The sequence below is a fragment of the Candidatus Defluviilinea proxima genome (genome assembly GCA_016721115.1).
GTDB lineage: Bacteria > Chloroflexota > Anaerolineae > Anaerolineales > Villigracilaceae > Defluviilinea > Defluviilinea proxima.
Map to the genome: position 1 here is coordinate 1610865 of JADKIW010000001.1, position 18787 is coordinate 1629651.

Genomic DNA, 18787 nt, shown 5'->3' on the forward strand with positions numbered 1-18787 from the left:
ATTATTCTCCGCCTTTCACTTCTTCGCCTTTTTCGGCCTTCTTTTGATCCTTGCGTAATTTTGCAAATGCAATCTCGCGCACCGCCAAAGGAATTTTGCTAACTTTGCGTTCGGTACAAATCGCAAGTAAATATGCCAACGCACACTTTTCCAAAATTTCCACGTTGTGAACAGCACGTTCCATGTCGTGACCAAAAACCAGCGCGCCATGATTCTGCATCATGAAGGCGTTGTTATGATTCTTGACATGCTTTGCAACTGTATTTTTGAGGAAACCTGTCCCCGATGGGGCGTAGGGGATGATGTCCACGCTTTTCCCGAGGAAGCGTGCCTGCTCATCGAACAAGGCAGGGATCGGCGCTTTGATCAACGTCAATGCGCTGGTATATACCTGATGCGTGTGGACAACCGCGTTCACATCCGCCCGGGCTTGGTACACGGCTCCGTGCATCGCTGATTCAACTGACGGCTTGAGGTGACCGTCGATCATCGTCAAGTTGAAATCCAGCACGCAGACGTCCTCTGGGGTCATCTTCATATAATCGTAGTTGGAGGGGGTGATGGCAAACGCATCCTGCCCGGGGATGCGCAACGAGAGGTTGCCTCCGGTCGCCATCAAATATCCTTTGCGCACCAATTCGTGCGCGGTTTCGACAATTTGTTGTTTTTCAGAGTCAAAAGTTTTCATGGAATATCTCTTTGTATCTAGACAGTGTCTAGATTGTAGGCTAAAATCTTGACGTCGTCAAGATTGGCGTTTAAGATTTTAATATGCCACGAAAAAACTACCATCACGGTGACTTGAAGAATGCGCTCATCAAAGCGGGCGTTGAGATCCTTGCAAAGGAAGGGGCTGGCGGTTTGAGCCTACGCAAGGTGGCGCAAAAGGCTGGGGTGAGTCACTCCGCGCCCTATTCTCATTTCCCTGATAAACAATCTCTTATCGCGGCAATTTCCACTGAGGGTTTCAATCAACTGCATAATGCGTTGCAATCTGCTACAGAGAAATACAAGGACAATCCCAAACGTCAATTAATGGAGGGGGCGGGGGCGTATGTGCGATTTGCCATGCAAAACACGGATACGTTCAAGATCATGTTTTCCGGCGTATTGGAAAAAGAAAAGGAATATCCATCCTTTGTAGATGCCTCTCGCAAAGCATTTGAAGTGGTAGTGGAGATTATTCAGGCATGTCAGGGTGTGGGGTTGTTGCGGGCCACTCCGCCAGAGATGATGGCGGTCGCGGTATGGGGACAGGTACACGGCATTATTTCACTTGCACTCGAAGGGCAAATTTCTCATACGATTCTTGACGAGCATACTCTTCAAGAGATCGTGTTGTTTGCCGTTGAGCAGATGGTTTTATCTGCCAAGAGTTCATAAGGGTGATTGAAAGGTTATTCCCCTTTTTTGTGTAAAACTTCCATCGTTGGGGCGTAATGATGAGGCGCGCGAAAATCTTGCTGTGATATAGTTCGCCATCACCTCTAGCCCTTCTCCCCAAGAGAAAGGCTAGTCACTTATAATTATTTTTTACTGTTTGGAGCCTCATGTTTACATTCCGCGCACTCAAACATCGTTCCTTCGCCTTGCTTTGGAGCGGGCAAACTCTCTCCCGCCTTGGTGATTTCGTCTATGAGATCGCACTCTCGTGGTGGATCTTGCAAAAGACCGGCTCCGCCGAAGCGATGGGATTGATGTGGGTCTTTGTCGCCACGCCTTCGGTTTTATTCCTCTTGTTGGGCGGCGCCATGGTGGACCGCTTGCCGCGCATTGTGTTGATGGTGATCTCTGACATGGGACGCGCCATGGTAGTGTTATTTGTTGCGGGGCTTGCATATTTCGATCAATTACAGGTCTGGCATATTTACGCTACGAGTTTTTTCTTCGGCATGGTGGACGCGTTCTTTACGCCTGCCTATTTTGCAGTTGTGCCGCAGGTTGTCCCTGAAGAAGACCTTTCCTCGGCAAACGCTTTAACCAGTATCAGTTCCAATTTGGGACGTGTGGTGGGGCCTTCGCTCGGCGCATGGATCGTGGCCTGGGTGGGGAACTCGGCCGCATTTTTTATCAACGGCGCTTCTTTCTTAATTTCGGCTGGACTCCTGATTCCCTTATTCTTTGCCAAAATCCTAGCCCCTACGCCTTCAGAGAATCACATTCTTGAAGATATTCGCGCGGGGGTTCGCGTGGTGCTATCCAAACCGTGGTTGTGGATCACGATTGCCATCTATTCGTTGATCAACGTCACGTTGATCGGTCCGTATGTGGTGGCGATGCCCTTCCTCGTCAGTGATTTCATGAAGGAAGATGTAACGCGACTTGGTTTCCTTCTCTCCATTTTCCCCATCGGGTATGTGATCGGCGGTACATGGCTTGGGCGATACTCAAAACTTCCATGTCGCGGAATCTTGATGAACGCAACTCTCGCTTTGGCCGCGATCATGCTCAGTCTCTATGGGCTTCATCTTCCCTTGTGGACTCTCGTTGTCGCCGCATTGGTCAATGGCATTGCGTTGCAGGCCGGTATGTTGGCATGGACTCACCTCCTGCAGGAAAAGATTCCCAACGAACAATTGGGCCGTGTTTCGAGCATCGATCAAATGGGCTCACTCAGCCTGATGCCGATCGGTATGTATCTTGCAGGTGTGTTGACTGAAAAGATCGGCCCCTCGCCTGTATTTCTATTTGGTGGTGGTATCACGGCGTTGGTAGCCCTGCTCGCGATCACACATCCCGCCATCCGTAATTTGGATTGAACACTTAGAAATAGTACGTCATAACTTTACGTCCATCGTTCGGTCAACGATGGACGTTTTTATTTTGAATGCGATAAATCAGACCTGTATATATTCAACCTGATGGTTCAACAACTTCGCAGATTAATTCCCGTACATCATAGTAATGTGCAAAACGCACAATGATTTATGGAATTATTTTGAGGAGACAATGAACAGGAAAGCACAATCAAGTGGAAGTCTGGCAGCTTCCATTACCAGGTCAGCCAGCAAACAGACGTATTACACGATCCGCTTTTTTGTAGATCGTGGTCGCGCGGAAGATGCATTTCGGGCATATGGATATTTTCGGTGGGTGGATGATGTCATTGATCAGGAATCAGGCTCAAGCGTGGAAAGAAGCGCTTTTGTCGATCGGCAGAGACTTTTATTAGACTCTTGCTATCGAGGCGAAGTCCCGAATGATCTATGCATCGAGGAATCGATGTTGGTTGACCTCATCTGCCACGACACCGAAAAGAATAGCGGACTTCAAATTTACCTGCGCAACATGATGGACGTGATGGTCTTCGATATGAATCGGCGTGGACAAGCGATCTCGCAGGCGGAGTTGTACGAGTATTCGCACAAGTTGGCGAAGGCTGTGACGGAAGCAATGTATTACTTCATTGGGCACGATGATCCTTCACCGTGCCACGAAGCGCGATATATGGCCGTGACTGCCGCTCATATGACCCATATGCTGAGGGATGCGGTGGAAGATGTCGAGGCTGGCTATTTCAATATTCCGCGTGAGGTTCTTGCCGCACGTGGGATCTCGCCACAGGATATGACCAGCCAGGCGTACCGTGAATGGGTTTGTGGACGAGTCCAATTGGCGCACGGATATTTCCAGTTATCGCGAGAATGTACAGCGCAGGTGAAGAACTGGCGTTGTCGTTTGGCTGGATACGCCTACACAGCGCGCTTCGAGTGGATGTTGAATGCCATCGAACGTGATAATTATTGTCTGCGCTCAGAATATCCAGAGCGAAAAAGTATACAGGCTGGCTTGTGGATGGCTTGGCATGTGTTGACATCCGCATTTGTGATGCCTTCTTTCAAAACCGAGACCCGTAAACTTGCGCCGCAACCTGTGCGGGTGGATAAGAGATGATTTAGAAAAGCATTAACCACGAAGTACACAAAGGACACTAAGGTCTATGCCTTAAACGCTTTGTTGACTTCGCGACCTTTGTAGTTGAAAAAGATAGAGTGTAAAAATGAAAACAAAAAACGTAATTGTGATTGGGGCGGGCATTGGCGGGCTTACTGCCGCTATTCATTTGGCAAAACGTGGTTTGCATGTGACCATTGTTGAGAAAAACTCGCACGCGGGCGGGCGCTGTGATCGCATCAGCCGTGATGGGCATCATTTCGATACAGGTCCCACATTGTTGGTGATGCCGCTTCTCTACGAGGCGGAATTCAATGCATTGGGAACGTCCATGCATGATGTGCTTGATCTGCAACGTGTTGACCCGACCTATCACCTTGCTTTTGATGATGGCAGTCAGTTAGCACTCACGTCTGATATGGACTCCATGAAAAAGCAGATGGAACAATTTGAAACGGGGAGTTTTCAAAACCTACTGCGCTACATGGACGAAGGTCAACGCCACTATCACCTCGGCATTGAGAAGTTGGTGAAACCTGATTTTCGCAAAGCTTCTGATTTTTTCAAGCTTAGCAACCTGCCTCTGGTACATCAGGTCAAGCCTCTGACAAAACATTATGCCAACATGTCGCATTACTTTGATGATCCGCGTTTGAAATCCGCATTCACGTTTCAAGATGTGTACATGGGGCTGAGTCCGTTCGAAGCGCCTGCCACGTTCTCGATGATGCCTTACACCGAGTTGGCGCACGGTGTCTACTATCCCAAGGGTGGTATGTATAGCATTGTTGAAGCTCTCGTGTCTTTGGCAGAAGAGGCCGGGGTGAAGTTTCAATTTGATTCGAAAGTGGAGCAAATCGAAGTCAAAGAAAGAAGCGCGCGTGGCGTCATTGTCAACGGACAGGTATTGAATGCGGATGCCGTCCTTGCCAACGCCGACCTCCCGTACGTCTATCAAAACCTTTTGCCGCAGGATGGCGAATCGAAAAAGTTGGATCGCAAACGCTATTCGTGTTCGGTTATCAGTTTTTTCTGGGGGATGGATAAGCCCTACGAGACGCTCCCGCCGCATATGCTTTTCCTCGCAAGTGATTATCGCGAAAACTTTGATTCGATCATTCGTGATTTGAGCCTGCCTACTAATCCCAGTCTTTATATCCACGCCCCAGCCCGACTCGACCCAACCATGGCGCCGCAAGGACAGGACACCTTGATCGCGATTGTGCCTGTAGGACACATGAGCGCGAATGGTGAACAGGATTGGGCGGCCTTGCGCGATGAAGCACGTCGACAGGTCTTGCGGCGATTAGCGAGTGTTGGTGTGACCGATCTGGAATCACATATCAAATTCGAGACCACATTCACACCGCTTTCATGGAAGAAACGCTATAACCTTGTCAAAGGCTCCACACACGGGCTGTGCCACAACCTGATGCAGTTGGGATACTTCCGCCCTGATAACAAACATGCGCATTATCATAATTTGTATTTCACTGGCGCGAGCACCCGCCCAGGGACGGGCATGCCGACAGCTATGGTTTCGGGGCGACAATCGGCGCAACGAATCATAGATGATCTGAAGCTCTAAACCTTTGTCTCGGATATGTTGTGACATGAGTGGGCGTATTTCATTTGGGCGCTTATCCGAATAAATCGTTTCATTTTTTCGTTGAATACGTGGAGATAAAAAATGAATACGATAACAAAAACTTCCAGAGTCTTGGGGCTTGCTTTCCTATTGCAGTTCGTTACTTCCTTTGCGAGTGGTGCTTTTCTAAAAGGTGCATGGTTTGTAGAAGGGGATATGGGCGGAACAATGCTCAAGATTGCGACAAACCCTACGGTGTTTCGGGCCAATATCCTGTTGGATATGCTTACGGCTATGGGTGTTGCCTTCTTGGGGAGTATGCTGTATCTAACCTTGCGAAGACAAAATGAAAAAATAGCTCTTACTGCTCTTGGATTGTATTGGCTGGAAGTGGCCTTGTTGGCAGTCAGCCGGATGGATGCTTTCTCACTTTTGCGCCTCAGCCAGGACTATGCTACTTCTGGTCAAGCTGTTGAACTGTTACGCCTTGGAAAAGTGATGTACGAGTCTATGGATTTTGTTGGCAACACACTTCACATGTTGGTGTTTTGCTTTGGCGGTATCCTGTTTTATTATCTCCTCTATAAATCAGGCATCGTCCCGCGGTGGATGTCACTGTGGGGACTTGTTACGATCCTCCCAATGCTGTTTGGGACATTCACACAGATGTTTGGGTATACCATTCCGTTCGGTTTTTATCTGCCCTACGTGCCCTTTGAGTTGGTTATCGGGGTTTGGATTTTGATAAAAGGTGTTGAAACTGACTCGTCCAAGTTGCCATAAAAGTTAACAAACGCCTCCAAAAATCTATGGTAAAGTTTGCCCAATTTCCCACCCAGGAGCTTCACCATGGAACAAAAAGCAGGAGCACAGATCAGCCAGCGAGCATTTATACAATCGCTGGTGATCTTGTTTGTATTGATGATGATCGCGGGGATTTTGACACTCGTCATTCCAGCCGGGCAATACACCCACCTCGATGTAGATGGCCGACAGACCATTGACCCTTCCTCGTTTCAATTCGTAGATAAGCCTGACTACCCGATCTGGCGTTGGTTCGTAGCGCCTGTTGAAGTGCTTGGTAGCGAAAGCGGATTGACCGTTATCGTCATCATCGTTGTCCTGTTCTTTGCGGGTGGCGCCTTTGCTGTCATGGATAAGACCGGTACCTTGCGAGCGTTTATTGGGCGCATCGTGCGTCAATTTCGCGACCGCAAATACATGCTTCTGTGGATGGTTTCACTGGCCTTTATGTTCCTCGGTGCAACGCTTGGTACATTTGAAGAAGTGGTCCTGCTTGTGCCAGTGATGATCGCACTTTCCTATTCTCTTGGCTGGGATGCGCTCGTTGGCTTGGGGATGTCGATCCTTGCGACAAATATGGGATTCTCCGCCGCTATCTCAAATCCATATACTCTCGGTGTGGCACAGGGCATTGCAGACCTGCCTCTTTTCTCTGGTGCCTGGTTTCGTATCATCATTTTCATAACGATTTATCTTCTCTTCATGTGGTTCCTTTCTGCATATGCACGCAAGATAGATAAAGATCCCAAAGCGTCTCTTATCTACAATGAAGACAGTGCAGAGCGGGCAAAGTATGAAAGCCTGGATCAATCATTCACTGAAGAAGACCCGAAGCAAAATCGTGCCATGAATTTCTTTGGTATCTTTTTAATTTTCATCTTTCTTGTGATGCTGTCGGGTCCGTTCGTGCCAGCCATTTCAGATTACGCACTTCCTCTGGTTGGTATTCTTTTTCTCATCGGTGGGTTGGGGGCAGGCTTCATCTCAGGTGCAAGTGGTAAAACAGTCTGGCAGGGATTGATCGAAGGTTGGGGCGGCCTTGCCCCGTCAGTTCCTCTCATTCTTATGGCCGCCAGTATTCGCTACATCATTGATAGCGGCGGCGTCACAGACACGATCCTCCACGCCGCGGCCGAACCCTTCAAACAGATCGGCTCATTCCCTGCCGCGCTTGTTGTCTATGCCCTTGCGCTTGGAGTCGAATTCTTTATCGCATCAGGTTCTGCAAAAGCCTTTTTGATCATGCCAATCGTTCTCCCTCTGGCCGATATCATCGGTGTCACGCGCCAGACCGCTGTGTTGGCTTACATCTTTGGTGATGGCTTCTCCAACCTTGCCTATCCCACCAACCCGGTTCTGCTTATCAGCCTTGGCCTTACCGTGGTTAGCTATCCCAAGTGGCTTCGCTGGACCGCCAAACTTTGGCTGTGGGTCATCCTTGCCACCGTTGCATTTTTAGGAATCGCTGTAGCAATCAACTTTGGGCCGTTCTAATGAATTCTCTTTTCCCTGAATCCTACGAGGCCTCTCGCGCACGCTTCCTTCGTGACGTGGAACTGCTTCGCCCCAAATGGCAATCTACACGCCTTGAGTCTCATCCGCTAAAAGATTATCCTGACCTGAGTATGGACTGGCTCTGGGCCGAGCCGCAAAAGAAAGAGAATCTCATTATCATTTCTACCGGGGAACATGGCATTGAGGGCTATATTGGTTCGGCCATGCTCAAACTATTCATGGACGAGTTTGCCCCCCGTATCAATGTTGAAAACACAGGCTTATTGCTTGTTCACACGATCAATCCATGGGGGATGAAATATAGCCGCAAGGTCAATGAGAATGGCGTTGACTTGAATCGTAATTTTTCCTATAACGGCAAATTCGATCCATCCAACAATCCGTATTTCCTGAAACTTAAGGACTTTCTTGCGCCGTCTCACCCGCTCCGTTCGTTTGCCACTGAAACACTTAATTTTGCCGGGAACACTCTCAAAGCATTGATCTTTGAAGGTGCTTCTGCACTTACATATGCCGCTTTGCTGGGACAATATGCCGAACCCAAAGCTATGTATTACGGCGGCGCACACTATGAAGAAGAAACCGAGGTGATGATCGGTCTTCTCCGCCAATCTTTGGAGCAATACCAAACCGTTGTACATCTGGATATGCATTCTGGATATGGCCCCCGTTACCAAATGAGCATCACAGTAGTGCCGCGTGAACCATTGAATTCAGCAGAGCTTTCTGCCAAATTCAAGTATCCCCTGGTGCTACGAGGAGACCACAAAGAGTTCTACGCGATCAATGGCGATATCACCGATTATTCTTATCAATTGCGGGATGAACATTTTCCAGACAAGCATATCTTTGCGTGTGCGTTGGAATTTGGTACGTATGGTGACTCTTTACTCTCACGTCTGCGCAGTCTACGAACGATGATCTTCGAGAGTCAACTGTATTGGCATGGGGCTAAAGATAAACAGACCGAGACAAAAGTCCGCTCTGAATTCTCAGAATTATATTTCCCATCTGAAGCCAGGTGGCGTGAAAAGGCTATTGCCGATTGCAGGCAGGCATTTAACGGAATATTCTCAGCCTATCACGTTCTGTAATACTTAGCAGATTCGTGGAAGCATTTCCCCTGCGAGCATATCCACAACACGTGTACTGCCAAAGGATGTCTTGAGTAGGACTCGTCCCTTCGGCTCGGCGGTGACTTCTCCAATGATGACCGATCCTTCACCGTATCGGGTGGACTTCATTGCCTTCAACACAGCATCTGCATCTTCCTTTGCAACGAACGCAACGAGCTTGCCTTCATTAGCAATGTAGAGGGGGTCAAATCCGAGCATCTCGCAAGCCGAAGCAACCTCGGGGTGAACAGGAATCGTCTTTTCATCCAGTGAAATGCCCACGTTGGATTGAGTCGCGATTTCGTTGAGAGTCGTCGCCAGTCCGCCACGAGTCGGGTCACGCAACACGTGGATGTTCTTGCTGGCATTCATCATCGCCTCGATCAAATGATTAAGCGGAGCGACGTCGCTTTGAATGGTGGATTCAAAACCGAGTTCGCCACGTGCGCCAAGGACAGCGATGCCGTGATCGCCAAGGGAACCCGAGAGGATGATCACATCGCCAGGTTGTGCGAGCCTGCCGCTGATGTTCGTGCCGATGGGCATGATACCGACGCCCGCCGTGGTGATGTAGAGACCATCGGCTTTGCCTTTTTGCACAACCTTTGTATCACCAGCAACGATCTGCACGCCCGCTTCTTGTGCCGCTGACTGCATGGATGCAATGACTTGTTGAAGTGTGCTGATCGGCAGACCTTCTTCAAGGATAAAGCCTGCTGTTAGGTAAAGAGGCTTTGCGCCGAGCATGGCCACGTCATTGACCGTGCCACAAATGGCAAGCTTGCCGATATCGCCACCAGGGAAGAACAATGGCATGACTACATGCGCATCGGTGCTGATGGAGAGTTGCATCCCAGCGGGGACTTGAAGCATCGCCGCATCATCACCTGCCTGCAAGGCTGGATTCTGAAATGCGGATACGAATGCCTTCTGAATAAGTTGGTGACTCATTCGTCCACCTGCACCGTGACCCATGACGATCTGTTCGCTGTGCGGTAATGGTGGCGCACACACTGCACCTTCGATGTTGACTGTCTCAGACATAATTCACCTTCTGACTGGAATCCCGAAGTTCTACTTCGGGATAATTATTCGGGATCAAAATCATCTTCAATTTGTAAATCGTCGATTGATTGCGATAGAACCAATTTCTTAAAATCAGGTTCCGCATTTTCCAGGAAATACTTATAACTCGAAAACGGATACTCTTCAGGGTTTTGCACGAGCTTATGCTTTACAGGATTAAGAAACACATAATTCATTCGAGCATAATAAGAGCTTTCCGTTTGGATGCAGGTATCCCAATAGTTGTACCAGACTCTTCGTCTAGGTGTTCCGTCAATCTGATTTACAAATTTTGCATTGATCGAATGAACACCCTGTACTAATGTTTTCAAGGAAAGCGCATTTTCTGGGCTTCTGCCGATGAAATGATAATGCGTGGACATTACAAACCAAGCTTCCAGTTCCCAGTTTAATATTTGTGCCCGCTCAATCAATGTTTCGCAAAAGTTAGCTTTCTTTTCATCTGTATCTAAAAGTGGCTGCTTGTAAAGCGTGGAGCCTGTCACCATGTACATGGCATTGGAAACAAACCAATGTGGTGGGTTGTGTGGGTATGGTTTGTAAATATCCATTTAATTCTTGCATGGAACCCAGAAGTTCTATTTCTGGATCAATTGTCCGCAAGTAGAACTTGCGGAATCCGATCCCTTCCATACCGATAATACGCCGCACAAGCACCTTCTGTCGACACCATCGTCGCGCCGAGCGGATTTTCAGGTGTACATTGTTTACCGAACGCAGGACAATGATGCGGCTTCTTCAACCCTTGCAGGATCTGACCCGCAATACAGAGCGGTGACTCATCGGCTGTGATCGCTTCTACATCAAAACGTTTCTCAGCGTTGAATGCATCGAACTCGGGGCGTAGACCCCAGCCGCTCATCGGGATCATTCCAATGCCGCGCCATTTACGATCCACTTCTTCGAAAACTTGGTTGATCGTTTTCTGTGCAGGCAGATTTCCATCAAAGTTCACGGCACGTGAATATGCATTCGCCACTTCGATCTTACCTGCTTCCAACAACTCGACTGTTTTCAAAATACCTTGCACAATATCAAGTGGCTCGAAACCTGTCACAACCATCGGGATCTGGAACTCATCCACCAACGGCGGATATTCCCAATACCCCATCACTGCACTGACGTGACCCGCCAGCAAAAATCCTTGCACACGATTACTTGGTGAGCCCAATATTGCCTTGATCGCAGGTGGCACACGGACATGCGAAACCAGGATCGAAAAATTTGTCAGCCCGAGTCGTTGCGCCTGTAGAATGCTCATCACATTCGGAGGGGCAGTGGTCTCGAACCCGATCGCAAAGAACACAACCTGCTTATCAGGGTTTTGCTTTGCCAGTTTCACCGCATCGAGCGGAGAATAGACCACACGTACGTCGCCGCCCTGTGCCTTGATTGAGAACAGGTCACGACCTGTCCCGGGCACACGCAACATATCACCGTACGAACAGAAGATCACATCAGGTCTTGCGGCAATCGCCAACGCTTTATCAATTAACTCCAGCGGCGTTACACACACAGGACAGCCTGGTCCATGCACCAATTCAATTTCAGGCGGCAACAACTGGTCGATGCCATGCCGCACAATCGCATGTGTCTGACCGCCGCATATTTCCATCAATACCCACGGACGAGTCACAGTGCGGCGGATCTTCTCGATCACGCCCTTTACCAGTTCAGCGTCACGATATTCATCCATGTACTTCATGGCGCATCTTCCTTCCCCAGCTCTTCCTCGATGTCCGAGATTTCCTTCAACAATGCCAATGATTCCTGAGCATCTTCCTCGTTCATCACGCTGATCGCAAAGCCCACATGCACCACGCAATATTCACCGACCTGCGCTTCGGGTACATATTCCAAACAAGTCTCACGGAAGATATTTCCGTAATCCACCTTCGCCATCTTCAAGCCATCGCGCTCAAAGATCTCAACAATTTTTCCTGGTATCGCTAAACACATCTTATCCTCTTAATCTGCCTGCGGCGATCATCGCCTGTCCAAGCGAAAGCCCGCCGTCATTCGTCGGCACTTCTCGGTGTATGTATACTTCAAAACCGTCATTTTCCAATAGTGACAATGTTCGTCGTAATAGTGTGATATTCTGCCAAACTCCGCCAGATAATGCAACCTCTCGAATCCCCGAATCTTGGCTCATTTTCCGCACAACCATCCGCACACCCTCTGCCAAACCGTTGTGAAAACGAGCCGATACTTTAGACGTGGGGATTCCCGCCATCACATCTTTGATCAGCGCCTGAATCACGCCTCTTAACTGGACCTGATCCTGATTCAGTCCGAAGGAATATATCTCCTCTTCAGCCGAATCCCCCAAAGCCTCAAATTCAATCGCCGCCTGCCCCTCATAATTGACCGCCTGCCTCACGCCCGCCAAAGCCGCCACCGCATCGAACAACCGTCCCATGCTGGATGTAGACGGTGTGTTGATTTTCTTTTCGAGTTGTGTGCGTAACAGGGTGCGTTCGGTCTCGCTAAATTCCATCACGGATGCAAGCCGTTCATCCCATTCGAGTCCCAAACTCCACAACAAAGCCAAAGCCGTGCGAGCAGGCTTCTTGACCGCCGCATCTCCGCCCGGTAACGGGAAATACTCCAAGTGAAACGCTCGTTGATAGGACTTGTAATCCGCTACTAAAAATTCCCCGCCCCAAATGGCTCCATCCTCGCCATAACCTGTCCCATCGAACGAAACTCCAATGACAGGATGTGAGCCGTCCAGCCCATGCTCTGCCATGCAAGCGACGATATGCGCATGATGATGTTGCACACCAATTGTTGGGATATTCTCCCGTTCGGCTCGTTCCAGCGCATAACGAGTCGCCAAATAATTCGGGTGTAAATCATATGCGATCGCTTCAGGCTTCACACGGAAGAGTCGCTCGAAATGCTCGACACCTTGCTCGTATGATTTCAGCGTCTCGTAATTTTCCATGTCCCCAATGTGATGACTCAAGAAAGCATAATTCTTATTTGTGATGCAAAATGTATTCTTCAACTCCGAGCCCGCTGCCAATATTTGCGGTACTTCAAACGGAAGTTTGACAGGGAAGGGAGAGTATCCACGTGAACGACGGATGGGGTAAACAGACGATGGACGGCGGACGGTGGACGATAAATCACGGTCTATGGTCAATGGTCTATGGTCAAAGGCTCGAACAACCGAATCATCGCATCGAATATGAATATCTCGATTGTGCATGAGGAAGGCATCTGCCAGTGACGCAAGGCGTGTGCGAGCTTCGTCATTGTCCGTGGCAATAGGTTCTTCGGAGAGGTTGCCGCTGGTCATAACCAAAGGCGGCATCGAGTCGGTGAAGAGCAAGTGATGCAAAGGCGTGTATGGCAACATCACACCGATCCAATCTTGCTTGGGGGCAACTTCTTCGGCGATATTGGATTCGGGCTTGCGTTTCAACAAAACAATTGGGCGTGCGGACGATGTCAACAACTCCCGCTCGGCTTCGCTTACAAAGCAATGTCGTTCAATCATCTCAACATTGGGCATCATCAACGCAAAGGGTTTGTCCACACGGAGTTTGCGCTTGCGAAGTTCACTGACAGCTTGGGAATTCGTCGCATCACAGGCAAGATGGAATCCGCCAAGCCCTTTGATGGCGACGATATCGCCTTTCAGAAAAGCGTCTTGTGTTTTGATGATCGCTTCGTCTGAACTTGCTAGCGTTCCAACATTCAAACGTTCAAACGTTACCTGCGGTCCACACACGGGACATGCCACAGGCTGGGCGTGGAATCTTCGATTCAGTGGGTCCTTGTATTCCCGTTCGCAATCGGGACACATGGCAAAAGGAGCCATGGTCGTCTTGGGGCGGTCGTAGGGAATATCTTGAATGATCGTGAAGCGAGGCCCGCAGTTGGTGCAGTTGATGAAGGGATAGCGAAAACGGCGGTCGTTGGGGTCGAGCATTTCACGCAGGCAATCGTCACAGACGGAAACATCAGGCGAGATGGGTTGAAATGCGGAGGGAATGGCTTCAGAGTGGACAATGTCAAAGGTGCTGAATCCGCTTGCAGGTCCGTATGAAGCGGTCAGTTCGTCTATGCGAGAAAGAGGCGGGGCTTCGTCACGCAATGCTTTGAGGAAAGAGTCCAGAACATCTTTATCCCCATCTACTTCGATATCCACACCAGCGGAGGTGTTGCGCACCCAACCATTCAGTGCAAAGCGAGCGGCGAGCCCGTAAACAAACGGACGGAAGCCGACACCTTGCACAATGCCCGAGATGTGGATGCGCAGTCCATGCATTATTTTGTGTTTTCGATGAGCCAGTTGATCCAGGCATCCATGCCTTCACCAGTGCGGCATGAAACAGGGAAGGTGATGACGCCAGGGTTGAGCGCTTCAACGCCACGACGGAAGAAGTCCATGTCGAAGTCGATGTAGGGCAGGAGGTCGATCTTGTTGATGATGAGGGCATCGACGCCACGATACATGCCTGGATATTTGTAGGGTTTGTCTGCGCCCTCAGGGACAGATGCGATGAGCACGGACTTGTGTGTGCCGAGACGGAACTCTGCGGGGCAGACGAGGTTGCCGACGTTTTCGACCATGAGTAAGTCGAACTGTTTGAGGTCGAGTTGGTTGAGTGCGCCATGCAACATAACCGCATCGAGGTGACATTCGCCGCCTGTGTTCACTTGAATGGATGCCTGTGCGCCAGCGGCGGCGGCACGGTCAGCATCGAGGGATGTGGCGATGTCACCGTCCACAACAGCGACACGCAACTTGTCTTTGAGGGGGGGGAGAGTCTTTTCGATGAGTGATGTCTTGCCTGCACCTGGCGATGCCATCAGGTTGATGGAGAAGACACCAGCGGATTCGATACGGGCACGATTTTCCTCTGCCAAACGGTCGTTGGCAGAAAGGATGTTTTCAACTACGGGGATTCGTTCTGTCATGGTTCACCTTTATTTTTTACCACTAAGTGTCTCAGAAGAGCACAAAGGAGATTGGATTTTTTTATTTATCAACATCAATCGCTTCGACGTAGAATTCTTCGCCAGCGACGATTTTAACCTGTGCGCCGCCGCATTTGGGGCAAAGATACTCATCGTTTGGGCGGAATTTCTCAGAGCATGCCTGACACTGCATCTCGGCGGGCACACGGCGAAAGTGGAGTGTAGCGCCTTCGGCAAGCGTGTCTTTGGCGATGATGTCCCAATAAAATTGGACGGAATCGTCCACGCTGGACGAGAGTTCTCCCATCACAATGTGAATATCCTCCACCCGTGTGGCACCTGCCTCATTGGCATGTTTCAAAGCGATCTGTAAAATAGACTGAGTAACGGGGAGTTCGTGCATGAGGGTACTTCCAATAAAGTTTATTTGGTAGTATACATCATTGCTGTGATTTATCTATCGGGATTAATGTCACCGAAATGGTATGAAAAACAAACTTCCAGTCCTTTACAGGATAGTGGATAATTGTGAAGAATAGGTTTTTATGTATTATTGCGTAATTGACAAATAGGGACTTTGACCTTCCTTTGTGATTTTCAAGGAAAAATTATTTTATTATGAGACAGGCAATATATGAAGCTAAGTGAAATTGTTGAACACGCAAAAGGGGAGGTATTAAATCCTTCCGTATATTCTGAATATTCCGACCGTGAGATCATCGGCGGATGTGGGGCAGACCTGATGAGCGATGTGTTGACCGGGGTGAAGCCTGGCGCTGTCCTGTTGACGGGGCTGTGCAATCCACAAGTGATCCGTACCGCTGAAATGGCCGATGTGTATGCTGTCGTTTTCTTGCGCGGTAAAAAGCCCACGCGAGAAATGATCGAACTGGCTACGCAGAAAAACATTCCCCTCGTTTCGAGTGAGATGGGTATGTTCCAATTAAGTGGACGCTTGTGTAAGGCAGGTTTGCATAGCCTTGAGTCCAATTGGAAAGGCATTCATGAGTAGCACCCTCCAGGAACTGTACGGGCGCAAGGGGCGTACAGTCACTGATCGTGATGCGCAAGAGATCACGCGTATTGAGGAAGTCTCGTACGAGCTCAGAACTGCCGACGTGATGAATCGTGATCTCAAGTGTCTTGCTCCCACAAACACCATGCGGGACGTGTTTAACGTCCTTCACAAGAGTCATATCTCGGGTGTCCCTGTGTTGGAGTCAGATTCACTGGTCGGTATCATCAGTCAAGAAGATCTGATGCGTGCATTTGCAGATGGCGATCAGGATGCACCTATCAGCAAGTACATGACTAAGAAAGTTATGACAGTGAAATCCTATGAGCCCGTGATCAGGGCTCTTGAGATATTCTCTAATACCAAGGTCGGTCGTTTGCCGGTGGTGGATGAAAATAACGCGTTGGTGGGCATGCTTACAAAAGGGGACATCACGCGTGGCGTCCTTGTCGCCATTCAAAAGGATTATCAAGACGAGGAGATCCGCCGATATCGCGCCAGTCACTTGTTCGAAGATATCATCTCTGATCGCACGAGCTTGATCCTGCGTTACAAGATCAAACCGCGTGATTTCGATAGCGGTGGGCAAGCCTCCAGTCATATCAAGCGGGCGTTGTTACGACTTGGTGCCTCTCCACAGTTGGCACGTCAATGTGGGATTGCTGTGTACGAAGCCGAAATGAATCTTGTCATCCACTCGACCAATGGCGGTGTGTTGCGAATCCAAGTGGAGCCTCGCCGTATCCTTATGCAAACATCGGATGATGGCCCTGGCATTCCTGACGTGAGTAAAGCCCTTCAACCTGGCTGGTCCACAGCCTCTGATCTGGCGCGCAGTATGGGGTTTGGTGCGGGCATGGGATTAGTCAACATCAAACGCTGTGTCAGCAAAATGGAAATTGAATCGTCGCCTAAAGGGACCAAATTATTTATGGAGATCAATCTCCGTTCGGATGAAACGTTCAAAGCGCCTCCCGGGTCTTCCGAAGCGCCTGGTGTCTGATCAAAGGAGTTTTTTATGACCCTGCAAGAATTAATTACCAAACTTAATCTAACAGTTCTCACTACACCACGGGACTTTTCCGCGGTCATTCCGCAGGGTGGATATGCTTCTGATCTATTAAGCTGTGTCATCGCTGGAGCCGAAGCTGGCAACATTTGGGTGACTCTTCAAGCGCATATGAATGTTGTCGCCGTGGCAGCGTTGAGGGATGTCTCAGTTGTCATTCTTACAGAGAATGCTCAACCTGAAGCGGAAGTGATCGAAAAAGCCAATCAGCAGGACGTCATCCTTCTTGCCACATCAGAACCGAGTTATGAAGTAGTGGGGAAACTCTGGGAACTTGGGATTCGATAACAATATGGAGTCAACCAGCAAGCTGGTTGATGAACGGGAGCTAGCTCCCTGACTCCAAAACACATGGCTACTTACCGAGCTGAATTGCACGTCCATACTGTCCTCTCGCCTTGTGCGGGTGTGGAGATGATTCCGCCCGTGATCGTAGAGATGGCTTTGGCGAAAGGTATCAACCTGATCGCCATTACGGATCATAATGTCACGGCCAACATCGGTGCTGTGATGAAAGCCGCCAAAGGGACGGGGCTCACCGTACTGCCGGGGATGGAATTGCAGACAGAGGAAGAAGTCCACGTGTTGTGTCTGTTTGATACGCTGGAGCAGGCTGAGGCTTGGCAAAGAATCGTCGATTCCCGTTTTGGCAAGATCCCAAATGATGTTGAATTTTTTGGCGAGCAATTTGTCGTCGATGAAACGGGGGATTTCATCCGCCGTGAACCACGGCTGTTGATCACGAATGTGGATATATCTCTTGAAGAGGCGGCCGATAGAGTAAATGCCTTGGGTGGATTGATCATCCCTGCACATGTAGAACGGCGGGCATATGGTTTGATGGCAATGTTGGAATTTGCGCCACCGATCTTTGAAGCGATGGAAATTTCGAAGCATGTGAGTGTTGCGGAAGCTTGTAAGCGTTTCCCGGAATTGTTGGCTTTTCCGTTATTGCAAAGCGGGGATGTGCATTTTCCTGATGGGTTTATCGGCGTGATGGAGTTTGAAATGCGTGTGCCGATGATCTCTGAAATTCGTAAGGCGATCCATGGTGAGGGGGGGAGAAGTATGCGGATCGTTCCCGGTAATTAAGCGCTTTAATTTCTCTTGATTAATTAATAAAAACTGTACTGACAATTGTCAGTACATTACATGACATTCATTTGTTGACCATCGACTGTTGGATGGTTAGAATGAATGTGTAGTACAATATTGTGAAATATATCACAATCTAGTCATAAAGACTGAATTGGAGAATACATCAATGACCGAAGCGCTCACATCAAATGCCGAAATCTGTGAAGGCAAACAGGCTTTGCTGGATGAAATCATTGCCACGCACCGCAACCGCCCTGGTGCAATGATGGTCATCTTAAACGAGATCCAAAGACAGGTCGGTTATGTTTCTGAGCCGATCCAAAAACATGTCGCCAAAAAACTGCGTGTGCCGGTTGGCGCTGTGCATGGTGTTGTCACCTTTTATTCATTCTTCACCACCCAGCCTCGAGGCAAACATACCCTCAAGTTCTGCATGGGAACCGCTTGTTATGTAGGTGGTGTTCCGCAGTTGATGGAAAAGGCCAAACAGTTGACTGGAACCGAGATCGGTAAGACGACAGCCGACGGCCAGTTGACGATGGAAGTTTGCCGATGTGTAGGCGCCTGTTCACAAGCGCCTGTTGTTACAGTAGATGAAGAAGTTGTAGGCAAGATCAAGCCGAATAAGTTCCCGCAGTTGATCAAGAAATTGCTCGAAGAAAAATAAA

The 18787-nt window shown here is 49.2% G+C and carries 20 protein-coding genes; 12 read left to right on the forward strand and 8 right to left on the reverse strand.

All coding sequences use genetic code 11. The features are described 5' to 3' along the window. Position 1: 1 nt before the first annotated feature. Positions 2-688, reverse strand: coding sequence for a class II aldolase/adducin family protein (locus tag IPP66_07600; GenBank protein ID MBK9925141.1), 687 nt, complete (start codon positions 686-688; stop codon positions 2-4). 83 nt (positions 689-771) lie between these two features. Here IPP66_07600 and IPP66_07605 point away from each other — a divergent pair, with 83 nt between their 5' ends. The 7 genes from IPP66_07605 to IPP66_07635 all read left to right on the forward strand — a co-directional run bounded on the left by IPP66_07605 (position 772) and on the right by IPP66_07635 (position 8895). Further along, positions 772-1383 (forward strand): TetR/AcrR family transcriptional regulator, encoded by a 612-nt coding sequence (locus IPP66_07605; GenBank protein MBK9925142.1) that lies wholly within the window; start codon positions 772-774, stop codon positions 1381-1383. Positions 1384-1550: 167 nt separating this feature from the next. Next, the gene (locus IPP66_07610) at positions 1551-2759 is read left to right on the forward strand and encodes an MFS transporter (protein ID MBK9925143.1); all 1209 of its coding nucleotides are present in this window, start codon (positions 1551-1553) and stop codon (positions 2757-2759) included. 190 nt (positions 2760-2949) lie between these two features. Beyond that, positions 2950-3894 carry a squalene/phytoene synthase family protein gene (locus tag IPP66_07615; GenBank protein ID MBK9925144.1) on the forward strand — a complete coding sequence of 315 codons (945 nt, stop codon included), beginning with the start codon at positions 2950-2952 and terminating at the stop codon, positions 3892-3894. A gap of 106 nt (positions 3895-4000) precedes the next feature. Next, complete coding sequence (gene crtI, locus IPP66_07620) at positions 4001-5482, forward strand: phytoene desaturase (protein MBK9925145.1); 1482 nt, start codon at positions 4001-4003, stop codon at positions 5480-5482. Positions 5483-5584: 102 nt separating this feature from the next. Beyond that, positions 5585-6265 (forward strand): DUF4386 domain-containing protein, encoded by a 681-nt coding sequence (locus IPP66_07625; GenBank protein ID MBK9925146.1) that lies wholly within the window; start codon positions 5585-5587, stop codon positions 6263-6265. Positions 6266-6331: 66 nt separating this feature from the next. After that, on the forward strand, positions 6332-7780 hold the full coding sequence (locus IPP66_07630) for a YfcC family protein (GenBank protein ID MBK9925147.1): 1449 nt from the start codon (positions 6332-6334) through the stop codon (positions 7778-7780). After that, on the forward strand, positions 7780-8895 hold the full coding sequence (locus tag IPP66_07635) for a DUF2817 domain-containing protein (GenBank protein MBK9925148.1): 1116 nt from the start codon (positions 7780-7782) through the stop codon (positions 8893-8895). Before IPP66_07630 ends, IPP66_07635 begins: the two co-directional genes overlap by 1 nt. A gap of 3 nt (positions 8896-8898) precedes the next feature. Here the strand turns inward: IPP66_07635 and hypE are convergent, their stop codons facing one another. From hypE to hypA, 7 genes are all read right to left on the reverse strand, one after another. Further along, complete coding sequence (hypE, locus tag IPP66_07640) at positions 8899-9960, reverse strand: hydrogenase expression/formation protein HypE (GenBank protein MBK9925149.1); 1062 nt, start codon at positions 9958-9960, stop codon at positions 8899-8901. A gap of 44 nt (positions 9961-10004) precedes the next feature. Continuing rightward, on the reverse strand, positions 10005-10553 hold the full coding sequence (locus tag IPP66_07645) for a transposase (GenBank protein ID MBK9925150.1): 549 nt from the start codon (positions 10551-10553) through the stop codon (positions 10005-10007). 38 nt (positions 10554-10591) lie between these two features. Then, a complete protein-coding gene (hypD, locus tag IPP66_07650) occupies positions 10592-11707 on the reverse strand; it encodes a hydrogenase formation protein HypD (GenBank protein ID MBK9925151.1) in 1116 nt (371 codons plus the stop codon). After that, on the reverse strand, positions 11704-11961 hold the full coding sequence (locus IPP66_07655) for a HypC/HybG/HupF family hydrogenase formation chaperone (protein ID MBK9925152.1): 258 nt from the start codon (positions 11959-11961) through the stop codon (positions 11704-11706). Before IPP66_07655 ends, hypD begins: the two co-directional genes overlap by 4 nt. Position 11962: 1 nt before the next feature. Beyond that, positions 11963-14284 carry a carbamoyltransferase HypF gene (gene hypF, locus IPP66_07660; protein MBK9925153.1) on the reverse strand — a complete coding sequence of 774 codons (2322 nt, stop codon included), beginning with the start codon at positions 14282-14284 and terminating at the stop codon, positions 11963-11965. Then, positions 14284-14937 (reverse strand): hydrogenase nickel incorporation protein HypB, encoded by a 654-nt coding sequence (gene hypB / locus IPP66_07665; protein MBK9925154.1) that lies wholly within the window; start codon positions 14935-14937, stop codon positions 14284-14286. Before hypB ends, hypF begins: the two co-directional genes overlap by 1 nt. Before the next feature lie 61 nt (positions 14938-14998). Further along, positions 14999-15340: a hydrogenase maturation nickel metallochaperone HypA gene (hypA, locus tag IPP66_07670; GenBank protein ID MBK9925155.1), complete on the reverse strand. Its 342-nt coding sequence runs from the start codon at positions 15338-15340 to the stop codon at positions 14999-15001. A 231-nt stretch (positions 15341-15571) separates the two neighbouring features. Between hypA and IPP66_07675 the strand changes: the two genes are divergently transcribed. The 5 genes from IPP66_07675 to IPP66_07695 all read left to right on the forward strand — a co-directional run bounded on the left by IPP66_07675 (position 15572) and on the right by IPP66_07695 (position 18786). Continuing rightward, the gene (locus tag IPP66_07675) at positions 15572-15949 is read left to right on the forward strand and encodes a hypothetical protein (protein ID MBK9925156.1); all 378 of its coding nucleotides are present in this window, start codon (positions 15572-15574) and stop codon (positions 15947-15949) included. Next, positions 15942-16955, forward strand: coding sequence for a CBS domain-containing protein (locus IPP66_07680; protein ID MBK9925157.1), 1014 nt, complete (start codon positions 15942-15944; stop codon positions 16953-16955). Before IPP66_07675 ends, IPP66_07680 begins: the two co-directional genes overlap by 8 nt. 15 nt (positions 16956-16970) lie before the next feature. Continuing rightward, on the forward strand, positions 16971-17309 hold the full coding sequence (locus tag IPP66_07685; GenBank protein MBK9925158.1) for a serine kinase: 339 nt from the start codon (positions 16971-16973) through the stop codon (positions 17307-17309). A 63-nt stretch (positions 17310-17372) separates the two neighbouring features. Continuing rightward, complete coding sequence (locus tag IPP66_07690; GenBank protein ID MBK9925159.1) at positions 17373-18113, forward strand: PHP domain-containing protein; 741 nt, start codon at positions 17373-17375, stop codon at positions 18111-18113. 172 nt (positions 18114-18285) lie between these two features. Further along, positions 18286-18786, forward strand: coding sequence for an NAD(P)H-dependent oxidoreductase subunit E (locus tag IPP66_07695; GenBank protein ID MBK9925160.1), 501 nt, complete (start codon positions 18286-18288; stop codon positions 18784-18786). Position 18787: the final 1 nt, after the last annotated feature.

Coding starts and splice junctions, on each gene's coding strand:
- IPP66_07695 (MBK9925160.1), top strand. CDS start 18,286: ATGACCGAAGCGCTCACATCAAATGCCGAAATCTGTGAAGGCAAACAG.
- IPP66_07610 (MBK9925143.1), top strand. CDS start 1,551: ATGTTTACATTCCGCGCACTCAAACATCGTTCCTTCGCCTTGCTTTGG.
- hypF (MBK9925153.1), bottom strand. CDS start 14,284: ATGCATGGACTGCGCATCCACATCTCGGGCATTGTGCAAGGTGTCGGC.
- IPP66_07680 (MBK9925157.1), top strand. CDS start 15,942: ATGAGTAGCACCCTCCAGGAACTGTACGGGCGCAAGGGGCGTACAGTC.
- IPP66_07630 (MBK9925147.1), top strand. CDS start 6,332: ATGGAACAAAAAGCAGGAGCACAGATCAGCCAGCGAGCATTTATACAA.
- IPP66_07635 (MBK9925148.1), top strand. CDS start 7,780: ATGAATTCTCTTTTCCCTGAATCCTACGAGGCCTCTCGCGCACGCTTC.
- IPP66_07655 (MBK9925152.1), bottom strand. CDS start 11,961: ATGTGTTTAGCGATACCAGGAAAAATTGTTGAGATCTTTGAGCGCGAT.
- hypD (MBK9925151.1), bottom strand. CDS start 11,707: ATGAAGTACATGGATGAATATCGTGACGCTGAACTGGTAAAGGGCGTG.
- hypB (MBK9925154.1), bottom strand. CDS start 14,937: ATGACAGAACGAATCCCCGTAGTTGAAAACATCCTTTCTGCCAACGAC.
- hypA (MBK9925155.1), bottom strand. CDS start 15,340: ATGCACGAACTCCCCGTTACTCAGTCTATTTTACAGATCGCTTTGAAA.
- IPP66_07675 (MBK9925156.1), top strand. CDS start 15,572: ATGAAGCTAAGTGAAATTGTTGAACACGCAAAAGGGGAGGTATTAAAT.
- IPP66_07615 (MBK9925144.1), top strand. CDS start 2,950: ATGAACAGGAAAGCACAATCAAGTGGAAGTCTGGCAGCTTCCATTACC.
- IPP66_07600 (MBK9925141.1), bottom strand. CDS start 688: ATGAAAACTTTTGACTCTGAAAAACAACAAATTGTCGAAACCGCGCAC.
- hypE (MBK9925149.1), bottom strand. CDS start 9,960: ATGTCTGAGACAGTCAACATCGAAGGTGCAGTGTGTGCGCCACCATTA.
- IPP66_07685 (MBK9925158.1), top strand. CDS start 16,971: ATGACCCTGCAAGAATTAATTACCAAACTTAATCTAACAGTTCTCACT.
- crtI (MBK9925145.1), top strand. CDS start 4,001: ATGAAAACAAAAAACGTAATTGTGATTGGGGCGGGCATTGGCGGGCTT.
- IPP66_07645 (MBK9925150.1), bottom strand. CDS start 10,553: ATGGATATTTACAAACCATACCCACACAACCCACCACATTGGTTTGTT.
- IPP66_07605 (MBK9925142.1), top strand. CDS start 772: ATGCCACGAAAAAACTACCATCACGGTGACTTGAAGAATGCGCTCATC.
- IPP66_07690 (MBK9925159.1), top strand. CDS start 17,373: ATGGCTACTTACCGAGCTGAATTGCACGTCCATACTGTCCTCTCGCCT.
- IPP66_07625 (MBK9925146.1), top strand. CDS start 5,585: ATGAATACGATAACAAAAACTTCCAGAGTCTTGGGGCTTGCTTTCCTA.